The following is a 19,201-nucleotide window of genomic DNA, read 5'->3' as shown; positions in this document are numbered from 1 at the left end:
GCACGTCGGTGTGCAACCAGCGTTGAGATCGCGGCTAGAGCCGTTGGGCGACAACACAATGTTGCGTATTTTAACACAAGGATGTGCTTGTGTCGCATCTGGCTTTTATGCTATGCTTCAGCAACCATCAATCGCAGTTCTTCAGCTGCAACATTTTAATAATTACCACGTACAGAAGCTACACTCGGATGTGGAGAAAACGCTCATGAAGGTATGGACAACGTGGTACAACCTACCATTTTTGCTTAGTCTTGGTCTTGGTTTGGTTTTTGCGGTTTTGCAAATCGTTGGTGGCTTTGGCGATCACGATAGCGATGCCGATATTGATAGTGATGGCCACGGTATGTTTGATGCCGCCCTCGATACGCTCGGGGTTGGCAAAGTGCCCCTCATGTTTATCCTCGTCAGTTTCTTATCGCTCTTTGGCTTAATTGGGTTGTTGCTGAATGCCATTGCGGTGCAAGTTGGCAGCGTCTACCAGAGCTGGTTTTTTGGCCTGATTTTGCTATTGAGCTTGCTGCTGGCCTTTTTTGGTACCAGCCGCACCAGCAGAATCTTCGCAAAACTAGCTCCCGAAAGTACCAACGCGATTGGCTTTGAACAATTGGTTGGGCGGGTTGGCCGCGTAAGTAGCCCAACGATTAGTATGACGTATGGTCGGGTTGAGGTGCGTGATCCCCATGGCTTATTACACACGGTGTTTGCTCAATTAGCCACTGGCGAGCCATTGCCAATCAATACCGAGGTCGCCTTGGTTGAATACGATAGCACAAAACGCTGTTTTATTGCCAAACAATTTCGCCATTAGATAGAGTGTGCTTAAATGCAAGGACTTGTGCAATGTGATGTTAGATTTTTTGAAAAGAAGGCTTAGTTTACGAGGGAACGTCTCTAGGGTGGCTATTTGAGTATGTATATGTACCATCCCTGGTTATAAAGGAGTAATCGCTAATGGAACAAATTGCAATCTTGGTTGGGGTCGCAATACTGGTCGTAATTCTGTTGATAGTCGTGTTTTTTGCTTTGGTTAATCACTTTTATGTCAAAGCTCCCGCTGATCGGACGTATGTGCGCACTGGTGGCAGCAAACCAAAAGTGGTTTTCAACGGCGGTAGCTGGGTGATTCCAGCCTTTCACGAAATTACCTGGGTTGATTTGCGCACGATGGATATTGATGTTGAGCGGACGGAAGCCAATGCCTTGCTCACGATCGACCCACAATACGCCGATATTCGGGCGATTTTCTATATCAAAGTTAACCCTATTGCCGAAGATATTGAGCGCGCCGCTCGTACTATCGGTGGCAAAGAAGTCAATACTGATAGTGTCAAACGTTTGGTTGAAAGTAAATTGGAAGGTGCGCTGCGCGACGTAGCCGCAACGTTCACCTTGATGTCGTTGCACCAAGAACGCGAAAAATTTGTTGAACGAGTGCAAAATTTGGTTCGTAGTGATTTAGCTGAAAATGGTTTGGTATTGGAAGCAGTTTCAATTACTGCATTGAAGAGTGCCCGCCAAGGTAGTTTTGGCACCGATGATGTGTTCGGAGCGCAAGTGGCCCGCGCCAATGCAGAAGTTATTCAGCAAGCGCTCAAACAACGCAACGAAATTGATCAATTGACCCAAACTGAAATTGCCAAGCGCAATGCAACTGCTGAGCAAGAGCGCAACACGATTGAGCGTCAAAAGCAACTTGAAATTGCCCGCCGGAATGCTAGTACCTCGCAAGAGCAAAATGATATTGAACGCTCAAGCGAGTTGGAAATTACGCGCCGCAACGCCGATGTTGACCAAGAAAAATTGAATTTGGAGCGTAATCTTTCGCAAGCTCGCGCCACCCAACAACGCGAAATTTTGATTCGCGAATCAGAAGAGCGCACTGCTGCCGAGCGGGTTGCCTACGAACAACAACAATCTGCTGAATTAAGTCGGGTTGAAAAAGAACGCACCATCGCCGAAGCAGAAAAGCTCAAAGAGCAAGCGGTGATGTTGGCCGAACAACGCAAGCAACAAGCGATTCAGTTGGCCGAACAAGAACGCCAGCGCGAAGTCCAGCGCAGCCAAGTTTTGCGTGAGCAAGCTGTTCAAGTGGCCGACCGCGAACGCCAAGTGGCCTTGGCCCAAGAGCAAGCCAAGCTGGAACAAGCTGAAAAAGATCGGTTGGCAATTGCTGCCGAGCGTGAAGCTGCTGAACAAGGCGTGGTCACGGTGCAAGAACGCGCTGCTGCTGAACGCGAAGCTCAAATTCAAATTATCAATGCTGAACGTGATGCAAAACGCGAAATTATCAATCGCAAAAATGAAGTCGAGCTTGAAACCTTCCGCCAAATTAAGCAGGCCGAAGCTGATGCTGAAGCCTTGAACAAGAAGGCAACCGCTGAAGCAACTGCTGCGATTAAGATGGCCGAAGCCCGTCGTACCGAAGCCCAAGCAATGTCTGATGCGGAAATTCTGCGCGCCGAAGCCAATAAATCAACGGTTGCTTCGCAAGGCTTGGCTGAAGCTGAAGTGATCAAGGCCAAAGCTGAAGCCTCACGGATTGAAGCTGATGCGATTCGCGAACGTGGTTTGGCCGAAGCCGAAGCTGCTCGGGCCAAAGCGCTGGCCGAAGCCGAAGGCCAAAAAGCCCTGGCCGAAGCTTTGGCTGCTCACGCTGGGGTAGCCCAAGAGCTGGAGCTTGAACGGATTCGCATGCACGCCCAAGTTGAAATTGGCGTAGCCCAAGCCAAAGCCATGGGCGAAGCAATGGCCGCGATGGATTTCAAGCTTTATGGCACGCCAGAAACGGCCCAACAAATTTTGCGCATGATCGGGTTGGCCGACGGCGTTGGCAGCTTGATCAACACCGCCCCAGCTCCGTTGAAAGAGCTTGGCAATCGTTTGATCAGTCGGGTGTTGCCAACCAACGGCAATGGTGATGCTGAAAAGCCAGCCAGCAACAATAATGGCATGAATCTGACCTCGGCTCAGCCTGTGTTGCGCGAGGCAGCCGTAATTGCCAGCCAATACTTGAGCGCCGAAGAATTGCAAAGCCTGAGCGTTGGGGCAGCTCTTGAACAAGTTTTGAGCGTCGCCAGTGCAGAGCAACAGCCAGTGTTGCATAAAGTGCAGGGAATGCTGCAATTGATGCCGCAATTGGCCGCACAACCACTGAGTAGCGTGCTCATGTTGGTCCAAAATAGCTAAACTAGTGGTCGCTGGCTGCTCGTACTTGACCAGTGCGAGCAGCCATTGCTGTTTAACAATTGAGTTTCCTAGCGCAAGCTGCTAGAATCGTGACAATTGGTGGTACGAAAATCGCAGTAGTAGCTGTAGGATTATGGGTTTAGCACCAAAGGAGTTGTTGTATGTCGAAGGCATTAACCGACCTGTTTGCCGAAATAACCAACAATCTAGCTGATGAACGTGATTCATTGAATGCACTTGATGGGGTTGGCGATGGCGATGCTGGCGATAATATGGTCAGCAATTTTGAAACAATTACCAAGACGCTCCGCCAAAATGAAGGCCAAGGCTCGGTTGATAAGGCTTTACGCGCTGCCAGCCACGCATTGCGCACCTCGGGCAAAGGCCCAACCGCGCCAATGTATGCCAACGGTTTGGACCAAGCTGCCAACGATCTTGCAGGCAAGACCTCGTTTGGGGTCAACGATATTATGAAATTGCTTGGCGGTTTGTTGGGCGGGGTTCAAAATACGCCTGGGGTCAAGCAACAAGGCGAGGGCGGGATTCTCGACGGCCTCGTGCCTGGTGTAACCACCTTTATGCAATCGCGCAACAATGGCAAATCGACGCTCGAAGCGCTGATGGATGGCTACAAAGCCTCACAACGTGGCGCATATGGCACGAGCCAGCAAGGCTCAGGCTTTGGTCTATTTGGCAATAACGACACATCTGGCAAGATCGATCCTGGCGCTGCTGGTGCTAGCTCGTTGCTTGGCAGCTTGCTGCAAACCTTACTTGCCAATGGTCTTAGCGCAGGCCGTGGCGAGCCATCTAAAACCAGTGGCTTTGAAGAGTTGTTTGGTGGCGGCCAACAACAGCAACAACCACCCCAAGGCGGCGGTGGCTATGGCGATCCACTTGGCGGTCTTGGCGGTTTAGGCGATTTGTTTGGCCAATTGTTCGGCGGCGGTGGCGGCATGTTTGGCGGTCAGCCCCAACAGCAACAACGCCCAAACAGTGGCGGCGATGATCCTAAGCCACGCTTGCGCGACCAAGAAGTGATCTAAGCTTGAAGTGATTTGAACGAAGTACGGCGCATGAATTTAGTTCATGCGCCGCAGCTTTTTTAGGCCACCGAATGGCCTAATTCGCTGTGTTCACCATGTTCGGCCATGGTTGCCGCCGCATCGCGATCGCGGATGAAGAGCGCGACACAAGCCGAAATAAAAGCTAAAACTGCCGCTGCCATAAAGGCATATTGGTAGCTTTGGGCATTTTGATTGATGCCCGTGCCACTATGATTGAGGGCCAAAACGCTGCCCAAAATGGCTACCCCCAAGGCTGAGCCAAGTTGTTGTTGCATGTTGAAAATGGCTGATGCCTGACCAGTTGAAGCATGGGGAATTTGGGCAAAAACTGCTGCTTCAATTGGCAAAAATAGATAGGCCATGCCCACCCCAGTACCAAACATCAAGGCCCGCACCAACCATAAATTGGTTTCTGCATCAATCGTGCTCATCAGGCCAATCATGACCGCAACTCCAAGCACGCCGCCAAAGGTCAAGCGCTTTGGGCCAACTTTGGGGTAGAGCCGAGCTACAAGTTGGCTCGATAATACTACGCCAATCGCTTCGGGCGAGGTGGTTAAGCCCGATTCGAGCGCGCTTGCGCCAGCGACATTTTGCAAAAATTGCGGCATCAAAAAGAGAATCCCTGTGAAGGCCGCCGAGCCGAAAATTGCCACCAAATTGCTCACCCGAAACAGCGGAATCGAAAACAACCGTAGATCAAGCATTGGTTTGGCTTTAGCTAACTCGACAACTACCAAGGCTGCTAGGCTTAAAATGCCTATCGCTGCGCTGCTCAGAATGAGTGCCGAACCCCAACCTTTGCTTGCGCCTTCGGTCAAGGTATAGAGCAAGGCCGCAAAGCCAGTGCCTGCCAAAATAAACCCTAGCCAATCGAAGGCCCCAACCTTTTCGCGTTCTGGCGTTTGCAGCCAAAGTGCACCAAAGATCAAGGCGGCCACGCCAATTGGGCCATTGACAAAAAAGACCCAATGCCACGACAAGCGATCGACTAAATAGCCACCCAACACTGGCCCAACTGCTGGCGCGATTACGGTTGGAATAATCAAAATCCGCGAAACTTGAATCCGTTGATGAGGTGGAAAGGTGCGAAAGAGCATTGTCGTGCCAACCGGCATCAGTGCGCCAGCGGCGATGCCTTGGGCGGCACGAGTCAGCATCAATTGCTCAATATTTTGGGCCAAACCACATGCCATCGAAGCCAAGGTAAATAGGCCAAGCGAGGTCAAAAAGACCCATTTGGTGTCCCAGCGGTCGCTCAGCCAGCCGGAAGCGGGAATCACAACCGCAATACAAATCAAGTAGATTACGACGATCGCATTGATTGCGCTGCTACTGGCCCCAAAATCTTGTTGGATGGTCGCGAGGGCTACGTTTATAATCGTGCCATCCATAATGCTCATAAACAATGCCGCCACGAAGACGACACAAACTGCAATTTTTTGATCGATGACGATCCGTTTCATGAAGACCTCGTACTTGAGTGCTAACAGAATGATGGCTAGTACGTACTGAAAACTAGCCATCATTCTATTGTACTGATTGATTGGGCTTGAAAAAATGGAAAAATTTTGGCCCTAGCATATCATTTTTTCGTGCTTTGTTCGCGATAGCGGCGCGGCGAAATGCCAAGCTCTTGCTTGAAAAACTTGCTGAAATGGAATGGATCGTGAAAGCCGAGGTTATGAGCAAGCTGCTGAATTGGCAGGCTGGTGAATTGCAGATAGCGCTGAGCTTCAAGCAAAACGCGCTTGAGAATTAGGCGTTTGGGTGGTTGGCCACTATGCTGGCTAATAATTTGGGCAAATTGAGTTTTGCTCAGATTAAGCTGTTCGGCGTAATAGTAAATGTCGTGGTGGTGCTGAAATGCCTGTTCGAGCAAGCCCAAAAATTGGCGATAGATCGCATAATTTGGCTGCTGTGGCTGATCATTCGCTGCTTGATTGAGGCGCTGGCTTTGCCAAAGCAAGGTCAATAATAAATGGCGCAGGCTATGATATTTGGCTGCACAATCTTCGCGTTGATATTCTTGGGCCAATAAATCAAATAAACTATCGATTATGTGGCTATCGGGAGCGCTCAGTTGAAGCCCGCCATTGGCACGAAAGAGCGGTTGTTGCTCTTGGGCTTGGGGTTGCAAAAACGCTTGATCATAACGGACATAATAGCCACTTAGCTGCTCAGCTTGCTCGAACACATGCACCTGACCTTGGGCAACCAAAGCTAAAGTGTGGGCTTTTAAGCAATACGATTGCTGGTCAACTTGATGACGACCAGTGCCAGCCTTGATCCAAAGCAGCTCGTGAAAACTATGCCGATGGGGCAAATTAACCACGTTTGGCAGTTGCTGTGGCTCAAGTTTGGCGATGAAAATCGGTGCCCATGCGCTATGTTCAAGTGGAATCTGCTCAATCTGATGTTTATTTGACATAACTATTGGACGACTACCACGACTAAAGTGATATCGTCGTGGGGCTGAATGGTGTGGCTGTAGCTGCGAATTGCCGTCAGAATCGCTTGCAGCAGTTCTTGGGGATGCTTGCTTGGGTTGGTTTTGACCAGATCCAGCAGGTTTTCAAAGCCCCACATTTCGCCGTTGGCATTTTGGGCTTCGACCACGCCATCGGTGTAGAACACCAACAAATCACCGCTTTGCAGGCTGATCGTTTCTTGAACATGCGGCATTTGCGGCCCCATGCCAAGCGGCAAACTGCCCTGAATTTCCAGAAACTCGACCGTTTGCTGGCGACGACGCAAGGGCGCTAATTGGCCTGCGTTGGCTAAAAGCATGCTGCTGGTTTGTGGGTTGAACAAGGCTACTTGCAAAGCGACAAAATTATTGGTTTGGCGCTTGGTACGCAACCAACGATCAAGCTCGCTGAGCACGGCGGCTGGCTCGGCGTGATCATAAATCTCCGATTGCAACACGCCAAGCGTAATCCCCATCAACATTGCAGCACTAACGCTTTTGCCCGTCACATCGCCAACGCTAATGCACAAACGCCCGTCGGCGGTTAAATCGTAGCTGAGCAAATCGCCGCCAACTTCGTGAGCGGGAAAACAGCCACCAGCAATTGCTAAACCGTTGATTTCTGGCGCTTGATCGGGCAATAAGCCTGCTTGAATCATGCGGGCGAGGCGCAATTCTTCCGAGAGGGCTGCATTTTTGCGCAGCGCTTGGCGACCCTTTTCTAAATCGTTCAAGATACGTTCGGCAGTATAAAACAGGGCGGTGGTGCTAGCAGAGAGCAACGCACCCAAAATAGTCCAAAAAATAATGAAATTGAGTCGCTCGGGCGCAGGAATGAAAAACATGCCAAAAATCACTGCATAGATGATGCTTGCAATCAGCCCGCCAATAAAAACTGCTAGCGACCAAGCCCGAATTGGCGACCAGTTACGGCGTTGGGCAATTGGCAATGTCCAGCGCAAGAGGAAAAAGACCAGCGACGGCGCTGCGATGCCAATCGAATAGCTTGAGCCAAAAGTTAGCAGCACATTTTCGAGCTTTACGCCAGAGGTAGCAACTGGAATCAGAATAATAAAGCCCAAAACGGTTGAGAGCAGCATCGACCAGTGCAGCAGGCGACGAAAGGGCATGGGAGTGTAGGGATAGCTGGTTCTGGCGGCTTGCATGAGTTCCTCTGGCCAATTAAGCTTCAATGTGGCAAAATTATTGGTTGCATTATACGGCACAATCCTATGCTATTATAGGCTATCTAGCTATGAGATCGTTCTCAATTACCGACTAGAGCATCGATCAACATTTTGCACCCTAGCAGCTGCTTTAGTCTAGCCACTCATTCTTCATTTACGCCTGTGTATTGAGACCGATCCCAATGAAGTGAATCATGGAGGCAGCAATGAGCGCTGACCACAGCCGTACCGTGATTGGTATTCGTTCGACGAGGAGCTTTTGGGCGCGAGGATTTTTCGTGCTTTGGCTGATTATTGCTTTAGGATGTCAACAAGCAATTGTGCCTGCGACCTCACAAATCCATGCCCAACCCCCGCAAACTGTTGGAAATTTACTCCAAAATGGTGATTTTAGTGCTGGGCTTACCCCATGGTGGGCCACAAATACCGTTACTGCTGATGCTGCGAGTGGCGCATTAGTTGCAACGATCACCAATCCTGGCAGTAACCCATGGGATGCAATTGTTGGCCAAAATGGGCTTAATCTCCAAGCGGGCCAAACCTACACCGTGACGTTTCGGATTCGAGCCTCAAACACGGGCACAGTAGTGCTTAAACTGCAAAAAGAAGCTTCCCCCTACACCAATTATTTTAGCCAAGATGTTGCCCTAACCACCAGCGATCAAACCCATCAATTTGTGTTTACATCGGGTTTTGATGATCCTGGGGCTGCTTTTCAATTTCAAATGGGCGGCCAAGGTAATAATGTGCTAACAATTGACGATGTGCAGGTGCTTGGCGAAACTGGGCCAGCCGAGCCATCGAGCAATTTAGTGCAAAATGGCAATTTTGTTGGTGGGATTGAGCCATGGTGGACGAGTGGCGATCTCAGCATTGATACCGCTGATGGTGCATGTTTGACGATTAATGCTGCTGGCAGTAATCCTTGGGATGTGCAGCTTGGTCAACATAATATTGCATTACAAGCAGGTGCAAGCTATCAACTCAAATTTGCCGCTAAATCGACAACGCCCGTAACCTTGCCAGTGCGCTTGCAACAAAATGGCGAGCCATATACTGGCTATTTTGCGGCTGATCCGAGGTTGAATGCAGCTTGGACTGAATTTGTGTTCAATTTTACCTCGGCCTATAGTGATGCAGCCTCGTTGTCGTTCCAAATTGGTGGCTTAGGCACGCCAACGATCTGCTTCAATCATGTGAGTTTAGAAATGTTAGAAACCGGAATTCGGGTCAATCAAGCCAGCTATTTGCCCACAATGAGCAAAGTGGCGAGCTTGGCGCACCCAGCAAACGAGCCATTGAGCTGGGAATTGCACAATGCCGCTGATAGCGTGGTGTTGAGCGGTCAAACCACCGTCTATGGCGAAGAAGCAGCTTCTGCTGAACATGTACACTTGATCGATTTTTCAAGTTTTCAAACTGTTGGCGAAGGCTATTATTTGAAAGTTGGCAGCGAGCAGAGCTATCCATTTGCAATTGAGGATGGCTTGTACTCGCGGCTGAAATACGATGCCTTGGCCTATTTCTACCATAATCGCAGCGGGATTGCGATTACCATGCCCTATGCTGGCGACGAACAATGGACGCGGCCTGCTGGGCATATTGGGGTTGCGCCAAACCAAGGCGATACCGCAGTAACCTGCTTTAGTGGCACTGACAACCAAGGCCAAACCTGGCCTGGCTGTGATTATGAACTTGATGTTTCCAAGGGTTGGTACGATGCTGGCGACCATGGCAAATATGTGGTTAACAGTGGCATTTCGGTCTGGACGTTGCTGAATCAATATGAACGGGCGCAGCAACGTGGCGCTGAAAGCCTTGCCCAATTTGCCGATGGCAGTATGAATATTCCAGAAAATGCCAATGGCGTGCCCGATTTGTTGGATGAAGTGCGCTGGAATATGGAATTTATGCTGGGAATGCAAATTCCGCCGACTGCGCCAGTTTCTAAAACTGGGATGGTGCATCATAAAGTTCATGATGCCCAATGGACGGGCTTGCCAATGGCTCCCCACGATGATCCGCAAATGCGCTATTTGTATCCACCAAGCACTGCTGCAACCTTGAACTTGGCAGCGACTGCGGCGCAATGTTCACGGATTTGGCGCGGGATCGATGAAGCCTTTGCTGACCGTTGTTTGGTAGCAGCTGAACGGGCTTGGCAAGCAGCCTTGGCCTATCCTAATGAAATTGCCCGCGATATCTTTGCTGGCGGTGGTGGTTATGGCGATACGAGCTTGAATGATGAATGGTACTGGGCTGCTGCTGAATTGTATATCACCACTGGCTCGGCTACCTATCGCGAAGCAATCGAAGAATCACCATATTATTTGAAGCTCGATGTTAGCGGCGGGAGTGCCATGTATTGGGGCGGCGTGGCCAGCCTTGGCAGCTTGTCGTTGGCCTTGGTTCCCAATAACTTGAGTAGCGCTGACCGCCAAACTGTTCGCGCAGCGGTGATCGCAGCGGCTGATCAATTTATCGCCGCACAACAAGCAAGCGGCTATGGCATTCCGTTTGATCCTGGAGCAGAGTATCCTTGGGGTTCAAACTCATCAATTCTGAATAATATGATTGTGATGGGCTTGGCTGGTGATTTTACTGGCGATGCCAGCTATGCTGACGCTATTAGCCAAGGTATGGATTATTTGTTGGGCCGCAATCCGCTCAACCGCTCGTATATTTCGGGCTATGGCTCGGTTTCCTTGACCAACCCACACCATCGTTTCTGGGCCAAGCAAATTAACCCAGAGTATCCTGGTACGCCGCCTGGTGTGGTAGCTGGTGGGCCAAATTCGAGTATTCAAGACCCCTATGCCCAAGCAGAATTAACTGGCTGCGCGGCCTTGAAATGCTATGTTGACCATATTGATTCGTGGTCGACCAATGAAGTGACGATTAACTGGAATTCGCCGCTGGCGTGGGTTGCGGCCTATCTTGATGATTATGCAACTGGCTCGGTGCAATATTTGCCCTTGGTCACGAAATAAAGCTCAAGATCTGTTACGCCAACCCCCTCGCCCATCTAAAGTGGGCGAGGGGGTTTTTTAATCAATGCTTTGATTCGTGGAGTGCTTGGCTGGGGATTGCCTAATCGCGCTGGGCGACGATGAAAATTTGGGTTTCGGGAGTTGCGCCGTGATGCGGCACATAGTGTTGCAAGCGAGTTTCTAAAATCTGAAAGCCGGATTTGGTGATCAAGCCCTCAAGCTGAGCTTGAGGATAGGCTGTGACAAAGACTGGCTGATCGCCCAGCACGATTTGAATATAATCAAAATCGCCCTCGACCATTGAGAGCACCAGCAAGCCAGCGGGTTTGATCCAATGGTGAAATTGCTGCAAGGCATGTTCGATATCGTGGCGGCGCAGCATCAGCAGGGCAAAAAACGAAACCACTGCATCAAATGAGTTGGGATCAAAATTAACCTGATTAACGCTATCTAGCACATATTGGCCATTGGGCACATTTTGGCGGGCCAAATTGAGCATGGCGGCGGAAATTTCGAGGCAGGTTACTTCATGGCCTGCTTTGGCCAACGTTTGGGCAGTAGGAATCCCAGTGCCACAGCCTGCGTCAAGCACCTTTGAGTTTGGCTCCAACAAATCGGCTAGCCATTGGCTTAGCTCTTGTTGATCGCGATTATTGCCAAACATTAGCTCATAATCGGCTCCGATGGCGTTAAACACTGCTGCTTGTTGCTGAATATCATCAGACCACGGTTGCATAATTTGCTCCTTAAACCAAGCCAGTTGGTGGTGGGTTATCTTCGTGAGGCTTTGGTTGCTGTTGTAAACGCTTCATAGGCCGTGCAAAAAATCGGTTTAAGAGCGGTGAGGCAAAATTGCCAACCCGCACCAACCATGAGCTTTGGGCATCGGCAGTGATGATAAAACGGTGTTTGATAATCCCACGGACAATTGCTTGAGCAAGGCGATCTGGGTTGAGCTGCGCTTGATTGCCGCTCTGTCCATCGCCATTGGTGGTTCGTTGCTCAACAGCCATTGGCAGATCGCTTGGATAGACCACGCTGCTGGTGATGTTGTAGGCTTTGAGTTCTTGGCGCAACACTTCCATCAGCCCACGAATGGCAAATTTGGTTGGTGTGTAGGCGCTATAACCAAGCGAGCCAACAAAACCAGCCATTGATGAGACCGCGACCAGCGTTCCAACGCGGCGACTTTGCATATGCGGCACGACGGCGCGAATCGCATGCAAGGTGCCAAAATAATTCAGCTCCATTAAATCGTGAAAGATCTGCTCATCAAGCTGCTGAAAGGTTCCTGCTTGAACCCCTCCAGCGGCTGCGATCAACACATCGCAAGGCCCGGCCCGTTGAATCAGATCGGCGATGGCTTGGCTGACATCGTTGCGCACTCGCACATCGGCGGTCGCAATTTCGATCCGCTGTCCAGCCCGATTGACCAAGGGCTGGAGGCGTTCGGCGGCCTCGACCAAGCGAATGCGATTGCGCGCGATCAACGAAACCGATGCTCCGCGCGCCAACATTCGTTGGGCGGTGGCAAAGCCAAGGCCGCTGGAGCCACCAGTGATGATCACATGTTTATTTAGGAGACGCACGATCAAATTCCTCAAACAGGTTGATTGGCATCGGCCAGCCGTTTGATTACTACTAAAGTTAGGTCATCGAAGGCTGGTAAATCGCCAGTATGAGCCGCAAGGCGGCTACTGATGGTGTGTAACATGGTTGCTGCATCAGAATGGGCGGTCTGATGAATCGTCTCCATCAGCCGTGGCACGCCCCACTCATCCATTGTACTATCAACTGCCTCGGTTACGCCATCGGTATAACAGACTAAAACATCGCCTAATTCAATCGTTGTTTCAGCTTCGCCCAAAACTGCATCATCAATCACGCCCAAGGCAATGCCCGGCGTGCGCAATTGCTCAATCTCGCCAGTTGCAGCCCGATAGAGCAATGGTGGGTTATGGCCAGCGCAGGTATAGCGCAAGCGCCCAGTTACTGGATTGATAATGCCATAAAACAGGGTCACAAACATATACGATTGGCTATCGCGCATAATCCAGCGGTTGGCCCGCTCAATCGCTTGCGATGGCGGCGAGCCATCAAGCGCAGCGCCACGTACCAGCGAGCGTGAAAGTGCCATAAATAATGCAGCTGGCACGCCTTTATCCGAGACATCGGCAATTACAAAGCCCATTTCCCCAGCAGACGGCCCGCTGCGAAACTGCCAAAAATCGTAGAAATCGCCGCCAACTTGGCGCGCCAAATTCCAATGGGCGCCACTATCCCAGCCTTCAAGTTGCGGTAAGCGAGCTGGCAACAAACTCATTTGAATTTCGCGAGCGACGCTAATTTCCTGTTCGATATGTTGGCGGGCGGCTTCAATTTGGGCAAACAAGGCGCTTTCAATTGCGGCAGCTGCTTGGCCAGCAATCCCTGCGGCAATCGTTACTTGGCGCGGCAACCAGGTTTCATCGGTGCCACATTGCTCTAGCAGGAGCACGCCAAGGGTTGCGCCGCGCGAGTTGAGCGGTTGAGCCAGCACTGCGCCATAACTGGTGTATGGCACTAAACCTGCGCTCGAAAGCTGTTCAAGATCAACTAATTCGGCTGCGAACGATTCGCCTTCGGAGCGCATTCGCACCAGCCATGGCACTTGTTCATCGGTTGCGCTAGCGCCAATCGCTAGGCGTTGTTCGTTGGTCAAGCCCCAACCTTCGGCCAAAATCCAGCGGTTGCTTTCACGCTGCCAAAGCAGACATAACGCGCGTTCGCAGCCAACCAATAAGGCTGGCAGGCGCACGCTGAGATAGAGCATTTCGCTAATATCGCTGACCCAGGCAAAATTTTCTGCCGATTGTAACAGCGCATTCAGCACCCAAGCTTCTTCTTGTTGCGATTGAAAGACCGAGGCGCTATCGATGGCGATGGCAATTTGATCGGCCAGGGTTTGCACGACGAAGAAATCATTTTCATCGAAGGCTCCATAGCGTTCGCTTTGCACATCCAAAACGCCGAGCAATTGCTGGCCAACCCGCATGGGCACTGCTAATTCTGAGGCAATGCCTGGTTGGTCGGGCAAAAAGCGTGGTTCTTCGCGCACATCGTTGACCAACATTGGTTCGCCGCTGACCGCAACATGGCCGACAATTCCCAAGCCAAGCGGCAAGCGTTTGCCTTGGCGCTGCCAGAATGGGCTATCGCTGGCGGTGCTAGCACGGAAAAAAAGCTGTTGATGCAGTTGATCAAAGGTAAATAAATGCACTTGCGAATAGCCGAAGCTGACCCGAATGCGATGGACAACCGAGGGCAACAAACGATCCAAATCGAGAATCGCGGTTACTTGGCGGCTGACCTCGCCAATTGTGGCCAATTGGGCGGCGCGACGGCGAGCTGCCGAATAGGCGCGAGCTTTATCAATCGCGACTGCTGCTTGGTCGGCAATCAGTGAAAGCAAGCGCAAATCATCGGTATCAAAAGCGCGTGGCTCGCTGCTTTGAATCGAGATCGTACCTAAAACCTCATCGCCAGTCATCAACGGAATATAAATCCCTGAGCGAGGCGGAAATTCTGCTTGATAGGTTGGCTGAGCAGGCAGGCGATCCATTTCGGTGGCAAAATCTTCGACCAACAACGAACGGCCTGTGCGGCGAATCCAACTGACGATCCCGCGATCGTTGGGGATTTCGACCCGCAATGGCGGCTCGTGATGACCATCTTGCACCCGCACTTTCAGCTCAAAGAAGCGGCCTTCAAACAAGCCCAAGCGGAAATTGCTGGTATCAACAACCTTGCTGGCCTCGCCAAACACCAGTTGACACAGCGAATCAACATCGAGTTCGGCACGAATGATTGCGCGGCTGATTGCATTAATTTGGCCAAGCTCAGCGACCGTGCGGCGTTGCAAGCCCAATGATCGGCTAGCGCGTTGCACCATCCAAGCACTGCCAACCAAGCCTGCTGCAGAGATTGCCACCAAATTAAAGGGAAATGATTGCGCCATTTGGGCGCCGATGGCAGCCAACGGCAAGGGCACCATTTCAATTGAAAAAATATTGGGTGCGCTGACTTGCCATGTGCCAAGCGTCATTTGCTTGCCATCCCAGAGCAAGGCAAAGATTAAGCGTGCGCCTTGAACAACCACAATATAGCTCAAGATGAGCAGGCTGAGCTTTGACCACAAGCCTAGATCATTGATAAATGGGATTGCTAGCGCAAGGCCTAAACTGCGTGCGCCACTTTCGAGTGCGCGGCGTGCCCAATCTTCATAGCGTGAACGGGCCAATCGCCCAAGCCGAATACATAAGCCAGAGGCTGCTGCCAAAACCAAGGTTGTGCTAGGAGTGCTAATTAAGGCAACCGCCAACAACACAACCCCAGACAGGCTGAGCGGCTGGTTGGAGCGATCGCGGACAGCTAAGCCATCGAGCAAGAGCAAGAGTGCCCCAGCAACAGGCAAGGTTGCCGAATTGAAGGTGGGCAACCCATACCAAACAATATTGGCGCAGCCCAACAAAAAGAGCATGGCAGCCCAACCAAGGGCCACCATGCGTGGTTTCGAAAGCCGAATTCCACGATCAAAACTGGGTAACATGCACCTTACTCAACCTGGGCTAACGCTGCAAGTGCTTCATCACGAGTGCGGTGAATGGTAAAAATTTGGGTGAAGCCTGTCAGTGCAAAAACTTCGGCGACCGCTGGTTGCAATGAACATAAGCGCAGTTCGCCGTTGGAGCCTTTCAGCTCGCGGGCCAACAACAACAAAATACGCAGGCCGCTGCTGCTCAAAAAGGTTACGCCCGTCAGATCAAGTAAGATGCGTCGTCCGCCAGTTTCGGCGGCTTCATGGACAATCGTGGCTAAGGCTGGTGCGGCCGTGGCATCAATCCGGCCTTGAACTGGCACAACCCGCACATCATCGGGTAGGCGTGTTCCAACGATTTTACTCATGTGTAACTCGTTTTCACCAGTTTCAGGATTGTAGTTGAATTGCACATCATCCATCATTCTGCCCATCAAATACATGCCAAGGCCACCAGCCTCGCGGGTGTCGATTGATGAAGTCAGATCGGGAGGAGGAACAGTTTCAGGATCAAAAGGAACCCCACGATCGAACAGCCGTACCACAAAACGGCTGCCATCGCGTCCGCAGACCAAGCGAACATCACCAGGATGTTCAGCAGTGTAGGCATGTTGGATAATATTGGTAGCTGCTTCATCAACAGCCAATTCAATTTCCCACGCCGTATGTTCGTTAAGCCCAGCCTCGAGTGCTGCCTGATAGGCAAACTTACACAGGGCACTGAGCGAATCGAGTACCCCTGGCAGTTTAAGTTCAGCGGTTTGCGCCATATCGTCTCACCGAAATTCGTCTAGAAGCTGCCAACAGCTTCCACCAAGTCGTCGTAAATTTGGAACAGTGGCGTGAAGCCAGTTAAGTCGAATACTTCTCGAATCCGTTGGGGCAGATTGGCGATCCGCACATCACCCCGTTCAAGCTCGCTAAATTTCCATTCGCGGGCTTTTTTACGCGCTTCAATCAAGACCCGTAACCCAGGGCTGCTAATATACTCTAAGTTTTCGAGGTCGAGGACAATCCGATGGCGGTTTTCCTCATAAATTTGGTTAATCTTATCGTTCAGCGCATCTTTGGTTTCTGCGGCCAACCGTCCAGAAACGGTGATAACATCAACACGATTATAGGTTTTATGGCTAATATCCATGCATTCCTCCTGCCACCATTGTAAGCGGGTTACATTTTGGCGAATCTGCGGCATATTATAGCACAGCGATATTAATTTTCTCAGGGAACTTTTGGCCGAGTTTTAACGTTTTGGCTAGGTAACATATAACTTTTTGGAGGATTCTATGCGCCGCACATTAACGATATTTGCTCTCTTTGCTGCTTTGGCTGGCTGTGGGAGTGCGTCCACGCCAACTGCAATGCCAACCAACGTGCCCACGGTTGATGTTTCGCAACCAGGCGCAGGCTTGGCTGGCTCAAGCTGGAATGTCTTGCAGATCAACGGTCAAGCGCTTAAAGGTCAGCAAGCATTGCCCCTGAGTTTTGAAATGGATGGCCGGGCTTCAGGCCATAGTGGCTGTAACGGCTACGGTGGCGATGCCAAAATCGCTGGCGATCAATTGACCCTTGGCCCATTGATGTCGACCAAGATGGCGTGTGCCGACCCTGAGTTGCAACAACAAGAAACTACGCTCTTCCAAGCCCTCGAAAAAGTAACCAGCTATAAGCTGGCTGGCGATAAGTTAAGTTTGCTTGATTCGAGTGGCACGGTTGTGGTTGAATTGGTGAAGCAAGCCTAGATCAAAAAGGTGGCAAGCTCTATTTTTTGCCACCCTTCCGTCCCGCCAGCGGGAAACGCAGGGGGGTTTCAGCCCCCTGCACCCCCAAATATGTATATGCTGGAATGTTATTGTGCTTCTGATTCTCACGCTGCGCTATGTGCTTTCTGATTTCTAACAGCTGACCCCTGATCCCTAAAACCTGATCCCCGATTCCCAACAACCAATTCCCAACTTTGCCTCTTGACAAGTCTATTCTGAACATGTATATTATTATCGAACATTGTTCGATGAAATGATTGTAGCTGAAATGGAAGCAATGATGGGCAGTAAAGAACGGCGCGAACGGATCAAACAAGCAACCCGCGAGGGGATTTTAAGTGGTGCGCGTCAAATTGCCCAAGCAGATGGTTGGTCGGGCCTGACCATCCGCAAAGTTGCTGAGTTGATCGAATATAGCCCGTCGATGGTCTATGAATATTTCGCCAGCAAGGACGCTATTTTGGAAGCCTTGTTGGAAATTGGCTTTCAACAATTAACCAGTGCCATGCAACAAGCAAGCGCCGCCTATGTTGATCCCTATCAGCGCTTGCAGGCTATAGCACTCGCCTATTGGCACTTTGCCCAAGCCAATCCCGACCTCTACCAAGTGATGCACGGCATGGATGGCGTGACGGTCAACCCTGATTTGCGCAACCAAGCAGCGTGGTCAACCTGTTTGCTGGTTGAGCAAGATTTACAAGCCCTGTTGATTGACGAACAGGTTACAAGTTTAAATTTACGTGAAGATAGCGAAATTCTTTGGGCAACCTTGCATGGAATCGTTAGCTTAGCGCTAAGCCAACGCCTCAGCCAAGCTGAACAGATTGAAGCTCGCATCCAACGCACAACCCAAGCCTTGTTACAGGGCTTATTAATGACCACCACCTAATTTTTTTGAGCCTTATCGAACAATGTTCGATTATTGAATAATGTACAAGGAGTGTTGAAATGAGTTCATTGCATGTTATTTTTGGGACTGGCCCAGCTGGGAGTAGCCTCGCCGAGGAATTGTTGCGCCAAGGCCAGCAGGTACGCTGTGTGAATCGGAGTGGCAAGGCCAATCTGCCAGCAGCGGTTGAGGTGGTTGCTGGCGATTTGTTGAATCAAGCCCAAATCAACGAATTGTGCCAAGGCGCGAATGTTATTTATCACTGCGCGAACGTTCATTATGCTGAACAGACCAAAATTATGCCGCAATTTCAGCAAACGATTATGCAGGCAGCAGCCACTGTTGGCGCGCGTTTGGTCGTGCTCGACACGCTCTACGTCTATGGTTCGAGCCAAGGCCGCCCATTGACTGAAGCCACGCCGTTTGCTCCACATACGCGCAAAGGCCGCATGCGCGCTGCGTTGGTCGAAACCTATTTGGCGGCGCAGCGGGCTGGCACGCTAGAGGTGACGATTGGGCGGGCAGCCGATTTCTTTGGTCCACAGGTTTTGAATTCAACCTTGGGCGATCGAGTGTTTCCAATGTTGTTGCAACATAAGCCAGCTCAATTGTTGGGCAACATCGATTTGCCGCATAGTTTTAGCTATATCGGCGATGTTGCGCGCGGCTTGGCATTGTTGGGTCAGCATCCGGCGGCCTTGGGCCAAGCATGGCATTTGCCAGTTGCGCCGCCATTAACCCAACGGGCGATGTTGCAAACAATTGGCCAATTGCTGGGCTACCCTGTGCGCAGCATTGCCCTGCCCAAAATGGCGATTCGGGCCTTTGGCCTGATGGATTCGTTTATGCGCGAGTTTGTTGAGATGTTTTATCAATATACCGAGCCGCAAATTGTCGATGCTCAAGCGATTGAGCGTGAGCTTGGCTTGGAGGCAACGCCGTTGGAGCAAGCGTTGCAAGCAACGATTGCCTGGTATCGCGGCCAACAAACCAAACAAAAAGCCGCTGCCTAAAGCTGGCAACGGCTGTGGATTAAATTATTTGGGCTGCGCTGATCGATTCAGATTAGCGCA

Annotated in this window: 15 protein-coding genes; 7 read left to right on the top strand and 8 right to left on the bottom strand. The window is 50.9% G+C overall.

Annotated elements, in window-relative coordinates; genetic code table 11:
• The first annotated feature begins 205 nt into the window (after positions 1 to 205).
• From SE18_RS10495 to SE18_RS10485, 3 genes are all read left to right on the top strand, one after another.
• Positions 206 to 808: an OB-fold-containig protein gene (locus SE18_RS10495; protein WP_054534410.1), complete on the top strand. Its 603-nt coding sequence runs from the start codon at positions 206 to 208 to the stop codon at positions 806 to 808.
• Between the two features lie 143 nt (positions 809 to 951).
• Positions 952 to 3,186 carry an SPFH domain-containing protein gene (locus SE18_RS10490; protein WP_054534409.1) on the top strand — a complete coding sequence of 745 codons (2,235 nt, stop codon included), beginning with the start codon at positions 952 to 954 and terminating at the stop codon, positions 3,184 to 3,186.
• Between the two features lie 161 nt (positions 3,187 to 3,347).
• The gene (locus tag SE18_RS10485; RefSeq protein WP_054534408.1) at positions 3,348 to 4,232 is read left to right on the top strand and encodes a DAK2 domain-containing protein; all 885 of its coding nucleotides are present in this window, start codon (positions 3,348 to 3,350) and stop codon (positions 4,230 to 4,232) included.
• Positions 4,233 to 4,291: 59 nt separating this feature from the next.
• Here SE18_RS10485 and SE18_RS10480 read toward each other — a convergent pair whose 3' ends face one another.
• The 3 genes from SE18_RS10480 to SE18_RS10470 all read right to left on the bottom strand — a co-directional run bounded on the left by SE18_RS10480 (position 4,292) and on the right by SE18_RS10470 (position 7,889).
• Positions 4,292 to 5,719: an MDR family MFS transporter gene (locus tag SE18_RS10480; RefSeq protein WP_054534407.1), complete on the bottom strand. Its 1,428-nt coding sequence runs from the start codon at positions 5,717 to 5,719 to the stop codon at positions 4,292 to 4,294.
• Positions 5,720 to 5,838: 119 nt separating this feature from the next.
• Positions 5,839 to 6,684, bottom strand: a complete 846-nt coding sequence (locus SE18_RS10475) for an AraC family transcriptional regulator (protein ID WP_054534406.1) — start codon at positions 6,682 to 6,684, stop codon at positions 5,839 to 5,841.
• A gap of 2 nt (positions 6,685 to 6,686) precedes the next feature.
• The gene (locus SE18_RS10470) at positions 6,687 to 7,889 is read right to left on the bottom strand and encodes a PP2C family protein-serine/threonine phosphatase (protein ID WP_152976608.1); all 1,203 of its coding nucleotides are present in this window, start codon (positions 7,887 to 7,889) and stop codon (positions 6,687 to 6,689) included.
• Positions 7,890 to 8,116: 227 nt separating this feature from the next.
• On the opposite strand from SE18_RS10470, the gene SE18_RS10465 reads away from it, so the two are divergent.
• Complete coding sequence (locus SE18_RS10465) at positions 8,117 to 10,900, top strand: glycoside hydrolase family 9 protein (RefSeq protein ID WP_054534404.1); 2,784 nt, start codon at positions 8,117 to 8,119, stop codon at positions 10,898 to 10,900.
• 100 nt (positions 10,901 to 11,000) lie between these two features.
• Here the strand turns inward: SE18_RS10465 and SE18_RS10460 are convergent, their stop codons facing one another.
• From SE18_RS10460 to SE18_RS10440, 5 genes are read right to left on the bottom strand one after another with little or no spacing between them, the layout of a single operon-like run.
• Complete coding sequence (locus SE18_RS10460; protein WP_054534403.1) at positions 11,001 to 11,636, bottom strand: class I SAM-dependent methyltransferase; 636 nt, start codon at positions 11,634 to 11,636, stop codon at positions 11,001 to 11,003.
• Between the two features lie 10 nt (positions 11,637 to 11,646).
• The gene (locus SE18_RS10455; RefSeq protein ID WP_160319495.1) at positions 11,647 to 12,489 is read right to left on the bottom strand and encodes an SDR family oxidoreductase; all 843 of its coding nucleotides are present in this window, start codon (positions 12,487 to 12,489) and stop codon (positions 11,647 to 11,649) included.
• Between the two features lie 11 nt (positions 12,490 to 12,500).
• Positions 12,501 to 15,488 carry a GAF domain-containing SpoIIE family protein phosphatase gene (locus SE18_RS10450; RefSeq protein WP_054534401.1) on the bottom strand — a complete coding sequence of 996 codons (2,988 nt, stop codon included), beginning with the start codon at positions 15,486 to 15,488 and terminating at the stop codon, positions 12,501 to 12,503.
• Between the two features lie 5 nt (positions 15,489 to 15,493).
• Positions 15,494 to 16,246 carry an anti-sigma factor antagonist gene (locus SE18_RS10445; RefSeq protein ID WP_054534400.1) on the bottom strand — a complete coding sequence of 251 codons (753 nt, stop codon included), beginning with the start codon at positions 16,244 to 16,246 and terminating at the stop codon, positions 15,494 to 15,496.
• A 20-nt stretch (positions 16,247 to 16,266) separates the two neighbouring features.
• Complete coding sequence (locus tag SE18_RS10440; RefSeq protein ID WP_054534399.1) at positions 16,267 to 16,617, bottom strand: STAS domain-containing protein; 351 nt, start codon at positions 16,615 to 16,617, stop codon at positions 16,267 to 16,269.
• Between the two features lie 145 nt (positions 16,618 to 16,762).
• Here SE18_RS10440 and SE18_RS10435 point away from each other — a divergent pair, with 145 nt between their 5' ends.
• From SE18_RS10435 to SE18_RS10420, 3 genes are all read left to right on the top strand, one after another.
• Positions 16,763 to 17,218 carry an META domain-containing protein gene (locus SE18_RS10435; protein WP_054534398.1) on the top strand — a complete coding sequence of 152 codons (456 nt, stop codon included), beginning with the start codon at positions 16,763 to 16,765 and terminating at the stop codon, positions 17,216 to 17,218.
• 301 nt (positions 17,219 to 17,519) lie between these two features.
• On the top strand, positions 17,520 to 18,128 hold the full coding sequence (locus tag SE18_RS10425; protein WP_160319494.1) for a TetR/AcrR family transcriptional regulator: 609 nt from the start codon (positions 17,520 to 17,522) through the stop codon (positions 18,126 to 18,128).
• Between the two features lie 59 nt (positions 18,129 to 18,187).
• On the top strand, positions 18,188 to 19,141 hold the full coding sequence (locus SE18_RS10420; protein WP_054534395.1) for an NAD-dependent epimerase/dehydratase family protein: 954 nt from the start codon (positions 18,188 to 18,190) through the stop codon (positions 19,139 to 19,141).
• The last annotated feature ends 60 nt before the right edge of the window (positions 19,142 to 19,201 follow it).

It is taken from the genome of Herpetosiphon geysericola (genome assembly GCF_001306135.1).
In the GTDB taxonomy this organism is placed as follows: domain Bacteria; phylum Chloroflexota; class Chloroflexia; order Chloroflexales; family Herpetosiphonaceae; genus Herpetosiphon; species Herpetosiphon geysericola.
Note: the sequence above shows the minus strand (reverse complement) of the source record. Positions and strands in the feature narration are given on the sequence as shown.

Bases quoted from the DNA above. Each gene is read 5' to 3' on its own strand.
- SE18_RS10445 (WP_054534400.1), bottom strand. From the start codon at position 16,246: ATGGCGCAAACCGCTGAACTTAAACTGCCAGGGGTACTCGATTCGCTC.
- SE18_RS10420 (WP_054534395.1), top strand. From the start codon at position 18,188: ATGAGTTCATTGCATGTTATTTTTGGGACTGGCCCAGCTGGGAGTAGC.
- SE18_RS10425 (WP_160319494.1), top strand. From the start codon at position 17,520: ATGGGCAGTAAAGAACGGCGCGAACGGATCAAACAAGCAACCCGCGAG.
- SE18_RS10475 (WP_054534406.1), bottom strand. From the start codon at position 6,684: ATGTCAAATAAACATCAGATTGAGCAGATTCCACTTGAACATAGCGCA.
- SE18_RS10485 (WP_054534408.1), top strand. From the start codon at position 3,348: ATGTCGAAGGCATTAACCGACCTGTTTGCCGAAATAACCAACAATCTA.
- SE18_RS10465 (WP_054534404.1), top strand. From the start codon at position 8,117: ATGAGCGCTGACCACAGCCGTACCGTGATTGGTATTCGTTCGACGAGG.
- SE18_RS10450 (WP_054534401.1), bottom strand. From the start codon at position 15,488: ATGTTACCCAGTTTTGATCGTGGAATTCGGCTTTCGAAACCACGCATG.
- SE18_RS10470 (WP_152976608.1), bottom strand. From the start codon at position 7,889: ATGCAAGCCGCCAGAACCAGCTATCCCTACACTCCCATGCCCTTTCGT.
- SE18_RS10440 (WP_054534399.1), bottom strand. From the start codon at position 16,617: ATGGATATTAGCCATAAAACCTATAATCGTGTTGATGTTATCACCGTT.
- SE18_RS10480 (WP_054534407.1), bottom strand. From the start codon at position 5,719: ATGAAACGGATCGTCATCGATCAAAAAATTGCAGTTTGTGTCGTCTTC.
- SE18_RS10495 (WP_054534410.1), top strand. From the start codon at position 206: ATGAAGGTATGGACAACGTGGTACAACCTACCATTTTTGCTTAGTCTT.
- SE18_RS10435 (WP_054534398.1), top strand. From the start codon at position 16,763: ATGCGCCGCACATTAACGATATTTGCTCTCTTTGCTGCTTTGGCTGGC.
- SE18_RS10460 (WP_054534403.1), bottom strand. From the start codon at position 11,636: ATGCAACCGTGGTCTGATGATATTCAGCAACAAGCAGCAGTGTTTAAC.
- SE18_RS10490 (WP_054534409.1), top strand. From the start codon at position 952: ATGGAACAAATTGCAATCTTGGTTGGGGTCGCAATACTGGTCGTAATT.